The organism is Vibrio sp. MA40-2, assembly GCF_047302445.1.
In the GTDB taxonomy this organism is placed as follows: Bacteria; Pseudomonadota; Gammaproteobacteria; order Enterobacterales; family Vibrionaceae; genus Vibrio.
On record NZ_CP178628.1, the window covers coordinates 2,725,611 to 2,738,135 of the forward strand.

The following is a 12,525-nucleotide window of genomic DNA, read 5'->3' on the forward strand; positions in this document are numbered from 1 at the left end:
TAGATGTCGAGATAGACCACTTAATATGGTGACCTCTAGAGACAAATTAACGTTGTGTTAATTCACCAACTCTGCTCTTTCAACTATTCCTGCTACTTTGTGGTCAAAACCTTTCAAACCAACCACATGAACATGTTCTCTATTATCGATCACTTTACGAACTAATTTGTAAGTAGTTCCCTGTTCTGGACTGATATTCTCTGGCGCAGCAATAAGCAACTGCATATCGAGTCGGTGACATAATTCAAATAGCGTGTTGATAGATTTGCTATCCAAACGGGCCGCTTCATCTAAGAATAATAATCGACAAGGCACAATGTCTTTACTGCGTAGGCGACGAGATTCTTCTTCCCAACTTTGGATCACCATCAACAATATTGACTGACCTGTACCAATCGCTTCGCCAGTCGATAATGCCCCAGACTCAGCCTGTAGCCAGCCGTCAGAGCCTCTATTCACTTCAACACTTAGTTCCAAATAGTTACGGTAATCAAGTAATTCTTCACCTAAAATCTGTGGCGAACGTTGTCCCATATCAATATGTGGGTTCACGCGTTGGAATAACTTCGCCATTGCTTCTGAAAAAGTATGTTTGGAGGTTTCAAATAAATCTCGATGCTGTTGCTGTTTACTGGCTAGTCCATCGAGTAAAATCTCATGACTTTGGCGTATTTTCACATTCAAGCGTACCCCTTTCACTTGACCAAAGTTAATATTGGATAAACCTTGGTTGAGCATACGGATACGATTCTGTTCTCGTTGGATAGTTTTATTGATAATGGACGCAACCGAATCGGAACTGATCGCCAATCGATTCTCGCGTAAAGAAAGCTCCTCACTCAAGCGGGCCAACTCGACTTCCATCTCTTCAATCGCTTCTACTGGATCATCCGTACGAATAATATCTTGACGGATACGCTGCTTTAAATATTGATATACAGCGATATAGAATAAGACTTTTCTTTCTGGATAGGCATTTTCTTCTGATAAGCGTAACGCATCACGCAAATCGGCATTGTCTGCTACAGCAAGTCTTAACGCGCCTAAAGATTTATCTGACATTGAGCGCAGCTCGTCGCCAGTTAAATACGCCAGTTCTCTTCGATATAATCGGCGGTCAACATCGTGTTGCTTGGCTAAACGAATCACTTCACACCAATTCGATTTGGCTAACACAGCAACATATCGAGTCTCTTTATATTGCTTTGAAACTCGTTTAATCGCTTTTGACAGTGTTTTCATTTCAAGTTCTGTCGATGTGATGATTTTTTGCTGCTCAGCTTTATTGTTTCTTATACTGTGCACTTGCTCAAGCAACTGGGCTTTTCGTTCCTCTGCTCTTTGTAACGTTGCTTCATCGCCACTTACACCATATTCGGTTAATTCGTCTTGGAATTCTTGAATGGTTTCTGTTTTCGCTTGATAAGCACTCTTTAATGATGCTAACACTTGATTATATTGATTAAATTCACTTTGAGCTTGCTTAAGCACCAACCGACTCGTACTACGCTGTGATTCTGCTTGTACCAGTTTTTGTTTTAGTTGTTCACTGAGTTCACTGCTCTGGCCTAACATAGATGCAGAATCTTTATAAGCAAAATAGCCTGTACGCTCTTTCAAATCTTCCAGTGCGTATTGTTGACGTTTTAAGGTTTGCAAATTTTGGTCAATCTGCTGGTAATCTTGCTCCACGGATTGATGTTCAGCAGGATCGTTTTGTAATGCAGATAAATAATCTGTTAGGTTATTCACCGATTGTTTATGTTGTTCAACATAACGTTTAGCATTGACGATATCACTCAATTTTAACTCTAAGTCGCGATGTTTTTCCGCATAAGACTCGTCATTTAAATAGCCTATCATTGACGCTATTTTATCCAGCAGGCTTAACGCTTGCTTGCAACTATTAAGTTGTGCCTTTAATTGAGCTAAGCTCGATTCAATCTGTTCGAGGTTAGTTTGGCATTGCGCATAGTTCTGCTTTACTTGCTGTAGTTCATGCTCTGGATCCGTTTGGAATGCTGACTCCATAAAATGAGACACAAAATGACTAAAGCTCTGATATAACCGTTGCAATTTTTGCGAATCAAACGCGGCTTTAGCATGAGATTCAATCACTTCATCACGATCACTTCTTAATTGTTCTAAGCGTTGTTCCCGAGCCGCTCGACCAAATAATGGGTTAACCGGCAGTCGAGAATAGCGAAGCTGGCGCTCACTATACTGAACACAAACTGCACCATCTAATTCATCAACATTAAACGTACTATCGTCAAACGCATCAACATCGCCTTCAATAATATAGACATCTTCGGGACAGTCCGTTAGTAATGCCAGTTTATCTTTAATGTCGGTCAAATCGCTCACGACAACCGCATTACGCGATGGTCCATACATGGCAGTAAAATAAGGAGCGTCTTCTAAAGTAATATCGTCATATATTTCGCTAAGTAATACACCTCCCAGTGTATCTGCAATACCTTTTAAGCGAGTATCATTTGCGCCGCCAAAGGAAGCTAATTGATCGATTTCTTTGTCAAGAGCCTCTCTTCGAGCAAGTAAGCTTTCTTTTTCAGATAACTTGGATTTTTCTTGTTGTAATATTGACTGCATCTCAGCCATAACGGATTGGCGATTGGACAACGGCTGATCGGTCTTTTCTCTGAGTGTTTCTAGTGCGCTATTAGCTTCTAACCAAACAGGCGCTCTTGATTCTAATTGAAGCAATGTTTCTTTGTAGTGTTTGGCCTGCTGAATGGCTTTGAGTCGCTCATCTCTATTTATTTCAATCTGTTCTTCTAACGAATCAACACGCAGTTGATTCTGCTCATACTGTTCGGCTATATCAGCTTTATTACTTACCATCGTGCCATAGTCACGAGCATACTGCTGACAAAGATCAGTCACTTGCTTCTGTTTGGCGAGGTTTGATCGCGATTCTTGTAGCTGTGCGCTTAATTGATCCTGATTTGCAATCAATGATTCCGATGCTTCTAACTGCTCTATTGCTTGTTTTGCTTTGAAATAGGCATTTTTTCTATCGACGTCATCAGAGATGCTTTTTACCAAGGCTAGTCCAGCATCAAACTGCGTAACTGCGGCAGAAAACATATCCAATTTATGCTTCAATGCGAGTAGTTGTTGGGTCTGCTGCTCTTCTTGCTGTTTAAAATCGGATAACAGTTGCGGTACATCTTCTGCTTGTAAATTTTGATTTTGTAGTACATCTCGTGCTTTCTCTAGGACGGTAACGGCTTGCTGATATTGTAATGATCGCGTTTGCTGGACATCTAGAGCTTGTTGGTAATCAGCCAACTGCATTTGTAAACTATCAACTTCTTGCTCAGCAGACGTGGTCTTTTTCTCAAGCTCTATTACCGTATTCTGAGAGTCTTCAACAACGATTATCTGCTCTTCTAATCGTTCACTTAGCGCTTCTAAATCCTCAAGATATCGTGCAATTTTTTCTTGTTGCTTCATCGCTCCATGAATCAATTGAAGATGATCAGATGCAGATTGATAATCCTGTTCAACGTCAAATTCTTGCTCATTTAATTGCTCAAGTGTCTCTTGGGTCGAGCGATACAAATCCTGCTGCTGAACCAACTGATGACGAGTAGAATTCAGTTCATGCCTTAAAGATAGCGCAAGATCTAGGCGTTGTTTTCGATCATTGGTGTGTCGCATATAATCAGAAGAGACATAATTCGTCGATTCTGTAATAAGATGTTTGAACAGGTCTCTATCCGCTTGAGTCGACTTTATCGCCTCTAATGTGATCCTGTTCTCGCGTAATGCCGATTCCATATCTTGGAATGCTTTTTTAACTCCACCATTTTGAGGCAGCAAATAATCTCTTAAAGACCGGGTAATAGCACTTGATATACCGCCATATAAAGATGCTTCAATTAATCGATAATACTTAGATCGATCACTGGTGTTTCTCAATTTTTTAGGTAAAACGCCAAAATCGAACATTTGAGTGTGATAATCAGCCACAGAATTAAACACTCTAACAATGGCACCTTCGTATTTATTTGTGGATTGATCTGCGATGGATTGTTTAACTTCATTGATGGTTTTAACTCGTGCGTTATTATTGGTTAACGCTTCCATCAAAACATCGGTAGGTTTAATATGACTCGCCAGCCCCTGAATTAAAAACGGTTTAATGTCGACTTTTTTATCTCGACCAGCTATTTGTTGTAAGCGAACACCAAACAGCAAACGTTGTTTTTTTGAGTTAACCACATCGAGTGCTGCGTAACAAACTCCGGGCTGCAATTTGCCAAATAAACCTTTATCTCTCGATGCTTGAGAGCTACCAGCTTCGGTGGTATTTCTAAAATGAAGTAAACTTTGGTCAGGAATTAGCGCGGTAATAAAGGCGGCCATTGTCGTTGATTTACCCGCACCATTTCCGCCTGATAAAGTAGTGACTAATTCATCAATATCGAAGGTGCGTGCAAAAAAACCATTCCAGTTAATCATTGTTAATGATTGATATTTACCACGTTCAATCATGCTTCACCCTCTAATAATTCTATTGTGTATTGCTTTGTATCTTGTTCAATCACTGCTTCACCATCACGAATAAGTCTCAGTTGAGCTTGTTTAAGTTCCTCACCGGTTCGTACATCAGCACCAAAGCGGAACACGGATTCACTGATTTGAAACTTGCCTTCTTCACCGATTGAAAGCACCATGCCGAGTCTTTTTAATCGACGTAAAGACGTTTTAACTTTTTCAAATAATTTATCTTTATCTAAATCCGATCCTGTGGCCCGATGGGTCACAACTCGCAGCAACTTTTTCTCGTCCGCTAGCGTCAGTAATTCTTCGTATAGCTCTTGATTAGTAAATATACCTTCGTGAGCCAACCGTTCTGGGCTTAGATATAAAAAGCAGAGCACCTTCCCTACCAACATATCCAATTCTGACAACACACTTCGACCAATCAATGCAGTAGAGCGTGGACGTAAATAGAAAAAACCTTCTGGGGCTTTAACTAATTCGGTGTTGTATCTTAGATAAAACATCGCTAATTCTGTTTCAAAATCACACAGTAAAGCGTGATTATCCATATCTTCAGTTGCTATATGTTTGCCTGCCCTAAGCATGCTATCGAGCGTGGGAAAAAGTGGATTTGCTATTGCTTTAACCAGATTCTCTGGCAAGTATTGTTCAGTATTTATTAATGACATTTGCTTGTACCTTTGCACCGAAATCGTTGATCGCTTGCCAATCTGGTTGAATGGCGTAAAAATCTGACTCAGAAAAACCGAGCCTAACCGCTTGATCGATAACAATTCTGGCTAAATCAAAATGTTGCGTTGTTGGATGTTGTAAAAGATAGTTTTTTAGAACAACGCCTAAATCTATCGAGTGTCCATGTTCTTTATGGCGAGATAACATATCCGCTACTTGTTGAGAAAGTTCGTCACTGACTTGTTGAAGTTGTTCATATTTTACTTCCATCGGTAGAACACCAATTACTTCTTCATCTCTCAGAGCTATCGCCTCATCTCTAAGATCCGTTAATTTTTCCTCGTTAGCATAGGTGAGCATCCATGGCGCATCAAAGTACGTTTTTATTGATTGGCGTAACCTCTGGCTAAAGGCTCTATTTTCATCCATATCTATAGCAGTACGGATAAATTTGTGCACATGTCTGTCATAGCCTATCCATAAATCAATAGCTTGTTGACCCCATCTGACCACTCTGTCTAATTTAACTTGCAATGAATAAAGTGAATCGTCGATAAACTCAAATGCATTGTCATTACTCAACGCTTGTTGAATATCGAGTATTTGCGTTTGAAGTTCATCACCCGCTGCCTGCAAAGTGTCTTGCAAGTCTCGAAGATTATTGGATGTTTCTGACAACAATACTTCACAATTATTAATCGCTTCTCGCCAATCTTTATTAAGCAGTTGGGCTATTTGTTGTTTCACTTCGTGTTGCTGTTCATCCATGACTCTTTGGGTTAAATCTATCTGATCAAAAATTTCACCGACTGAATATTTGAGTACCCCATAGACTTTCTTCTGCCAATGAATTTCATCCCCTCCTTCCTGAGCTGCAGTGACTGCTTTGGCCATTTCATCTGACACCATTGCCAGTTGAATAGACAGTTTTAGCTCTGAAAATTGATTATGACGTAAGTAATATTCAGTAATTCCTATTGCCAAAGAAGATAAACGGTAAATACTTGCTCCGTCCAAGCTTTCACTTGTAAAGCGACTGATAAGCCGTTGTTTAACTAGATCATTGATCGCATTGTTAGCTTTAAATTGGCGGTTGGAATTGATATTTTCGCCTTGCTCGGTATTACTGAACTGTTTACTTACGATGTTAAACGCATCGTGTAATTCACCTTCCGCTAATTCCTCATCAAATTTACTACTACCAAGCACAGCGATTGAGATCAGAAACGCCAGTTTTTCACTCGATAAGTTTAGCGAGAAGTCGTGCTTTTCAACCCAGCCAACGACTTCATCAATAGGTTGCTGAGAAAGCATGTGAGTTGTATCACTCATTATTTTTCCTATCATTCATGTTTTTTTGCCCATACATGGATATATCGACCAAGCGACAAATATGGTTCTTGTCGACATAATTTTTTTTCTAATGCCAATAAATCATCAAATTGATAATCACCCATATATTGTTGATTCCCTATATAATCGTGGAATGAACGAATACCAGACTTACCACAAACTTCGAATCCTGCATTTTCTATCCATTGGTAAACCTCTTCTGGTAGCAATCCATTTTGTGGTTGCAACTTAAAGCGTTTTTTATGCGGCATTCCAGCTAACACATGCGGAATATTGCCACAAACTACATTTTTTAAAACTAAACCATGATGGTTATAAAACATCACCGAAGCGATACCACCTGGCTTAATTTGCTCTAAAACGGTTTCCAGTGCGTGCTTAGGATCCACCAGCCATTCCATTACCGCATGGAACAACAACATATCAACCGGCTGACTAAGCTTTTGCGCTATATTTTGCACTGGACAGTGAATAAATGAATATCGTTCGAGCAGATCGTTACTCATGACGTCCTGCTTGGCCAATTGCAACATTTCAGCGGAAATATCGCAAAGGGAAACATTATGCCCAAATGATGCGAGTCGTTGGGATATTTGCGCTAAACCACCTCCTGCATCTAATATATGCAAAGGCTTGTCAGTCGCGAGCATTTGTAACGCTTGCATAAGATCTTCCCAAACTACGGTCTGGCGAATTTCACCTTTCTCCGAACCGTAAATATTCTCGGCAAACTTATGCGCTATACCATCAAAATTTCTGTCTTCTTGCACGAATTATACTTTTCCATTTTATGATAGAAACATCATTTTTAACTGATCGGCCTATTCTGTCATAGGAATAATAGGAATAAAGGGGTATGCTGCCTTTTTTACTTCTAAGTGATGGTTTTTCGGACTAATTACGTATGTTTGAACTGAAAAAAGTAATATCTTCGCTCGCAATGCCTCTACCCGCTCTGCTAATTATCGGGTTTATTGGCTTGTTGTTTGTCATGTTTACCCAAAAACATAAAATTGGTGTGTTGTTTATCTTCGTCTCATTAACTGGGATTTTTTGCGTTTCTTTCCAGCCTATTTCAAGTCAACTTTTAATGCCTCTAGAAAGAAAATACACAGCATTTTTACCTACAGACGAAGCAATTGATTACGTTATGGTGTTGGGTAATGGCCATGTTGTCGATGACCAACTCCCTCCAACGGCTGAGTTAAGTCGAGCATCATTGATGCGCTTAACCGAAGGGATACGTATTCTACGCATGTATCCCGATGCAAAGTTGATCCTGTCAGGTTACGCTGGAGGAACCGAGTTTAGTCATGCAAAAATGATGGCCAGAGTAGCCTTAGCACTTGGTGTCGCTAAACCTGATATTATTTTGTTAGAAACAGCAAAAGATACCTGGGAAGAATCACGTCAAGCGGCCGCTTTTGTTGGTCAAAAAAAATTGGTGTTGGTTACATCAGCTAGCCATATGGAAAGAGCGGTAACTGAATTTCAATCGGCAGGATTGTCACCTATTCCTGCACCAACTAACTACCTAGCTCAATCAGATATTAAGCAACCTTGGTCTAAGTTTACACCTAATGCTGCTTATCTTGAGCAAACGGAACGTTATTGGTCGGAACGCATGGGATTATGGTGGTTGTACCTCCGGGATTCATTGCTAACGGCAGAAGAAATTAAATTAAATGTATCGAGCCCAGAGTAAATAATTGCGCCTCGAGTAGCAATACTCCAGATAGATGATTGTGTAACAGACGGTTTGCCTATAAAATTAGGTTTCAACCAGATTTATTGATAACCGCTATACTTGATAGCGGTTTTTTGTGTTTATTACACAATTGCTGACCTGTTCCGCATTATAAGTTCATAGTGTCAGCCTCGTTAATTAGGACGATCTACATGGCAACCATAAAAGATGTCGCACGAATTGCAGGTGTTTCTACTACAACCGTATCCCACGTGATCAATAAGACTCGTTTTGTTGCAGAGGCAACACAGCAAAGAGTAAACGATGCGGTTAAACAATTAAACTATGCACCGAGCGCTGTTGCGCGCAGCTTAAAGTGTAATTCAACCAGAACCATAGGCATGCTGGTTACTCAGTCAACTAACCCTTTTCTTGCAGAAGTAATCAACGGGGTAGAAAGCTACTGTTATCGACAAGGTTATACTTTAATTCTGTGTAATACTGGCGGCATTTATGAAAAACAACGTGACTATATTCGTATGCTCGCAGAGAAAAGAGTTGATGGCATATTTGTTATGTGCTCAGATCTCACCAAAGAACTACAAGACATGCTAAATGCTCACGCAGATATTCCAAAAGTGTTTATGGATTGGGGTCAAGGCGAATCATTTTCTGATGAATCAAAAGATAAAATCATTGATAACTCAGAAGAAGGTGGCTATTTAGCGACAAAATATCTGATTGAAAACGGCCATACTAACATTGCTTGTTTAAGTGGGCATTTAGATAAAACCTTGTGTATTGAACGCCTGGACGGTTATAAAAGAGCGTTAAATGAGCATGATATCCCGTTCGAGCAAGCTAATGTGTTTGAAGGTAATTTTGAGTGTGATACTGCGCTAGAAATTGCGGATAAAATTCTTGCCATGGAAACCAAACCAACGGCAATTTTTTGCTTTAATGACACCATGGCGCTTGGCATGATGAGTAGACTACAACAAAAAGGTATACGTATTCCTGAAGATATTTCTATTATTGGCTACGACAATATAGATTTAGCCGAGTACTTCTCTCCGCCTTTAACCACAATTCATCAACCTAAGCGTCGTGTCGGTAAAACAGCCTTTGAAATTTTACTAAGCAGGATTAAAGATAAAGAGCACGAAAGACGTATTTTTGAAATGCATCCAGAATTGATTATTCGTGAAAGTGTTAAAGATCTAACCAAAGCCGATAAGTACTAATTGGGCGACATTATTTAGCATTTTGTGCATAAAAACAACACCAATATGCATAAACATGCATTTTTACTGTGATCTCTGTCACATCTGAAATTAATGTCGGTGATCTTTGTTCAAAGTTTACCTATATTAATTACATCACGATCAGGGCAAACCATTTGAAAAAATGGGACGCAAAGCTTCCGGCCTTAGTTTGTTCTCGCTAACTTTAGTGAAATATAAAAGGTAGCGGGGTTGCCGAAAACTGGTTAATAAATATCTTTGGAAAATTCATCGATATTTGTTAATTTCTCGGTTCTGAATTGGTTGATGCAATTTTTAACCTGAGACTCGAAGAAATGGATAAACCTGTACTTAAAAATTCGTTAGAACTATTTACGACATTTGGCAACGTTAAATCTCGCTCTATGTTTGGTGGATTTGGGATCTTTGTAGACGATACAATGTTTGCCCTCGTGGTTAAGGATGCCTTGCACATTCGTTGTTGCGACGCGCTTAAACAACAGTTTACTGATGAAGATTACCAACCTTACGTATATAAAAAACGAGGCTTCCCTGTTGTCACAAAGTATTTCCAACTTCCGAATGACTTATGGGATAACACAGACGACATACTTCATATTGCAAGTATTGCGCTTGATTCTGCACATAAAGCCAAAGAATCCAACACCGAAGTGAAACCCACTCGATTGAAAGATTTGCCAAACCTACGTTTAGGTACTGAACGTTTACTTAAAAAGGCCGGAATAACCTCTGTTGATGATTTACGCCAAGCGGGCTCTCTACAAGCATTTAAAGCTATCCAACGTTCTCATGAAGGTAATCTGAATATTGAACTATTGTGGGCTTTAGAAGGTGCGTTAAACGGAACGCATTGGTCTGTAGTTCCACAAGAGAGACGTAGTGAACTTATTGAATTACTAAAATAAGCAAAACATAACGATAATATTCAAAACAGCCGCTGAGAATGTCTAGCGGTTGTTTTGTTTTACGGTATAGCGTTTGAAAATATTTGTTTAATTAAAAATAATTGAAAGTTTTTAGCTCTATTGCCTGTCATAATAAGTAATGCAATTTAACTGGATTATTTTTTAATGAACAAAAAACTTATTATCGGTCTTATTCTTATCGCAACAATGATTTTTCTCGGTACGCAATTTGGTCAATACTTTACTTTAGAAAATGCAAAGCAACAGCAAACGATACTTGCTGAATATATTGAAAATAATTTTGCTATAGCGGCGCTTATTTATTTTATTACTTACGTTGCCATTACCGCCTTTTCCATTCCCGGAGCAGCAGTCGTTACCTTATTAGGTGCAGCACTATTTGGCTTTGTTACTAGTCTATTCTTAGTCTCATTCGCCAGTACTATTGGAGCCACGCTAGCATTTTTAAGTAGTCGATTTTTACTTCGTGATTGGGTTCAAGGTAAATTTGGATCCAAGCTAGAAACAATGAATAAAGGCGTGGAGCAAGATGGAGCATTTTATCTTTTCTCGTTACGACTCATTCCTGTTTTTCCTTTCTTTCTAATTAACTTATTAATGGGTCTAACACCTATTTCGACTGCTCGATACTATCTTGTCAGTCAACTTGGTATGCTTCCTGGTACCATCGTATTTCTAAACGCGGGCACACAGTTAGCCAACATTGACAGTTTGTCAGGAATTGTATCACCGAGTGTACTAGCATCATTCGTTTTATTAGGCTTATTCCCTGTGATAGCGAAATGGATAATGAGTAGACTACGTCCAAATAATGCGGCATAAATTATGAAAATATTTAGTGCATCGAATCCTACTGAGGCCCACATTATATGTGGGCTGATGAAACAACAAAATATACACACCGAAGTACGTGATGAAGGTTTATTCAGTTTAAAAGGAGAATTACCTTTAACTAATGACACCGACCCTTATGTATGGCTATTTGAATTAGACAAACTTGACCAAGCACGCACTTTAATCAATGAATATGAAAATCAGCAACACGACTTAGCGGATTGGTTATGTGAAGTATGTGGTGAACAAAATGAAGGGCAGTTTGGTCTTTGTTGGCGATGCACAGGTAAGGAAACTTCACAAGAAAATAGAAGCGCACAAAAAAATAAGTAGCAAATAAGCACAACAACGTAATTAGATTGGTATTTCTATTCCGGTCAAATTACGTAAGCTGCTTTTGAATAAAAGCTATAGATTTCTGATTGAATTCGTCAGGTTTTTCTACATTACAGACATGCCCACAATCACTGATTTCATACAGTACACTGCCTTTATGCCTAGCCACCATCTCTCTCACTGGGGTAATAAACATATAATCTTTATCACCCATTAAATAAAGAGTGGGAATGGATAACTCTTTGTCACGAAAATAGCGCATCATAGGATTTACATCTGCTGCGAGTTTGAACCAACGTTTGAATTCATTTTGACAAAGCTTTTTTGCTTCGCGAATAAAAAGATGTCGAGACTCTTTTTGGCTTCTCTGAGGCATGACTATATAGGCAAAAAGACCATATAACCACATGTAAGGAACAAGATTCTTACTGAGGTCACCCAACTTAACCAATATCTGAGATCGCATATTAAAACGCGTTATCGCACCACCTAAAACCATTGTATGAACTCGATCCGACGCTATTTCAGCTAAGTTTCTAACAATAATGGTGCCTAAAGACATTCCAACAAAATGTGCAGATTGTATTTTTAAGTGATCTAACACCTTTAAAATATCTAGAGTCACATCTTTAAAAGTATATTTGTTAGCAATAAAACCTTTTATAAAATCGTGTGATTTTCCATGACCTCTTAAATCGATCAACAACAAATTAAAATGCTGTTTATACGCTTTAATTTGCTTAAACCATATTGAAGAGCTACCGCCTGCTCCATGCACAAAAACAACCCACTCATCACTCGTTGGGTGCTTATAGGTTTTATGAAATAACAGGGTTTCTGACATAAGTTTGGCTACGGTTTGGGTATTAACAGTACGGTGGATAGATAAACAAAGTTTACCACATATCTAACTCTT

The 12,525-nt window shown here is 39.0% G+C and carries 10 protein-coding genes and 1 riboswitch; of the genes, 5 read left to right on the forward strand and 5 right to left on the reverse strand.

What is annotated here, in order from left to right; all coding sequences use genetic code 11:
* Positions 1–57: 57 nt before the first annotated feature.
* Genes mukB through cmoM form a run of 4 tightly spaced genes read right to left on the reverse strand, consistent with a single transcriptional unit; the run spans position 58 to position 7,331 of the window.
* Entirely contained in the window at positions 58–4,524 is a 4,467-nt protein-coding gene (mukB, locus tag ACLKML_RS19810; protein ID WP_413284676.1) for a chromosome partition protein MukB, read from the reverse strand.
* A complete protein-coding gene (mukE, locus tag ACLKML_RS19815; RefSeq protein WP_413284677.1) occupies positions 4,521–5,204 on the reverse strand; it encodes a chromosome partition protein MukE in 684 nt (227 codons plus the stop codon). Before mukE ends, mukB begins: the two co-directional genes overlap by 4 nt.
* The gene (mukF, locus tag ACLKML_RS19820) at positions 5,185–6,540 is read right to left on the reverse strand and encodes a chromosome partition protein MukF (protein WP_413284678.1); all 1,356 of its coding nucleotides are present in this window, start codon (positions 6,538–6,540) and stop codon (positions 5,185–5,187) included. Before mukF ends, mukE begins: the two co-directional genes overlap by 20 nt.
* Before the next feature lie 11 nt (positions 6,541–6,551).
* A complete protein-coding gene (cmoM, locus tag ACLKML_RS19825; RefSeq protein WP_413284679.1) occupies positions 6,552–7,331 on the reverse strand; it encodes a tRNA uridine 5-oxyacetic acid(34) methyltransferase CmoM in 780 nt (259 codons plus the stop codon).
* Between the two features lie 134 nt (positions 7,332–7,465).
* On the opposite strand from cmoM, the gene elyC reads away from it, so the two are divergent.
* From elyC to ACLKML_RS19850, 5 genes are all read left to right on the forward strand, one after another.
* Positions 7,466–8,266, forward strand: coding sequence for an envelope biogenesis factor ElyC (gene elyC / locus ACLKML_RS19830; protein WP_413284680.1), 801 nt, complete (start codon positions 7,466–7,468; stop codon positions 8,264–8,266).
* 194 nt (positions 8,267–8,460) lie between these two features.
* Positions 8,461–9,492 carry a substrate-binding domain-containing protein gene (locus ACLKML_RS19835; RefSeq protein ID WP_413284681.1) on the forward strand — a complete coding sequence of 344 codons (1,032 nt, stop codon included), beginning with the start codon at positions 8,461–8,463 and terminating at the stop codon, positions 9,490–9,492.
* A gap of 135 nt (positions 9,493–9,627) precedes the next feature.
* Positions 9,628–9,731: riboswitch (cyclic di-GMP riboswitch) on the forward strand.
* A 96-nt stretch (positions 9,732–9,827) separates the two neighbouring features.
* The gene (locus tag ACLKML_RS19840; RefSeq protein ID WP_413284682.1) at positions 9,828–10,418 is read left to right on the forward strand and encodes a TfoX/Sxy family DNA transformation protein; all 591 of its coding nucleotides are present in this window, start codon (positions 9,828–9,830) and stop codon (positions 10,416–10,418) included.
* A 165-nt stretch (positions 10,419–10,583) separates the two neighbouring features.
* The gene (locus tag ACLKML_RS19845; RefSeq protein WP_413284683.1) at positions 10,584–11,261 is read left to right on the forward strand and encodes a TVP38/TMEM64 family protein; all 678 of its coding nucleotides are present in this window, start codon (positions 10,584–10,586) and stop codon (positions 11,259–11,261) included.
* Between the two features lie 3 nt (positions 11,262–11,264).
* Complete coding sequence (locus ACLKML_RS19850; RefSeq protein ID WP_413284684.1) at positions 11,265–11,606, forward strand: DUF2007 domain-containing protein; 342 nt, start codon at positions 11,265–11,267, stop codon at positions 11,604–11,606.
* 49 nt (positions 11,607–11,655) lie between these two features.
* On the opposite strand, the gene ACLKML_RS19855 is transcribed toward ACLKML_RS19850, so the two are convergent.
* A complete protein-coding gene (locus tag ACLKML_RS19855) occupies positions 11,656–12,453 on the reverse strand; it encodes an alpha/beta fold hydrolase (protein WP_413284685.1) in 798 nt (265 codons plus the stop codon).
* Positions 12,454–12,525 lie beyond the last annotated feature (72 nt).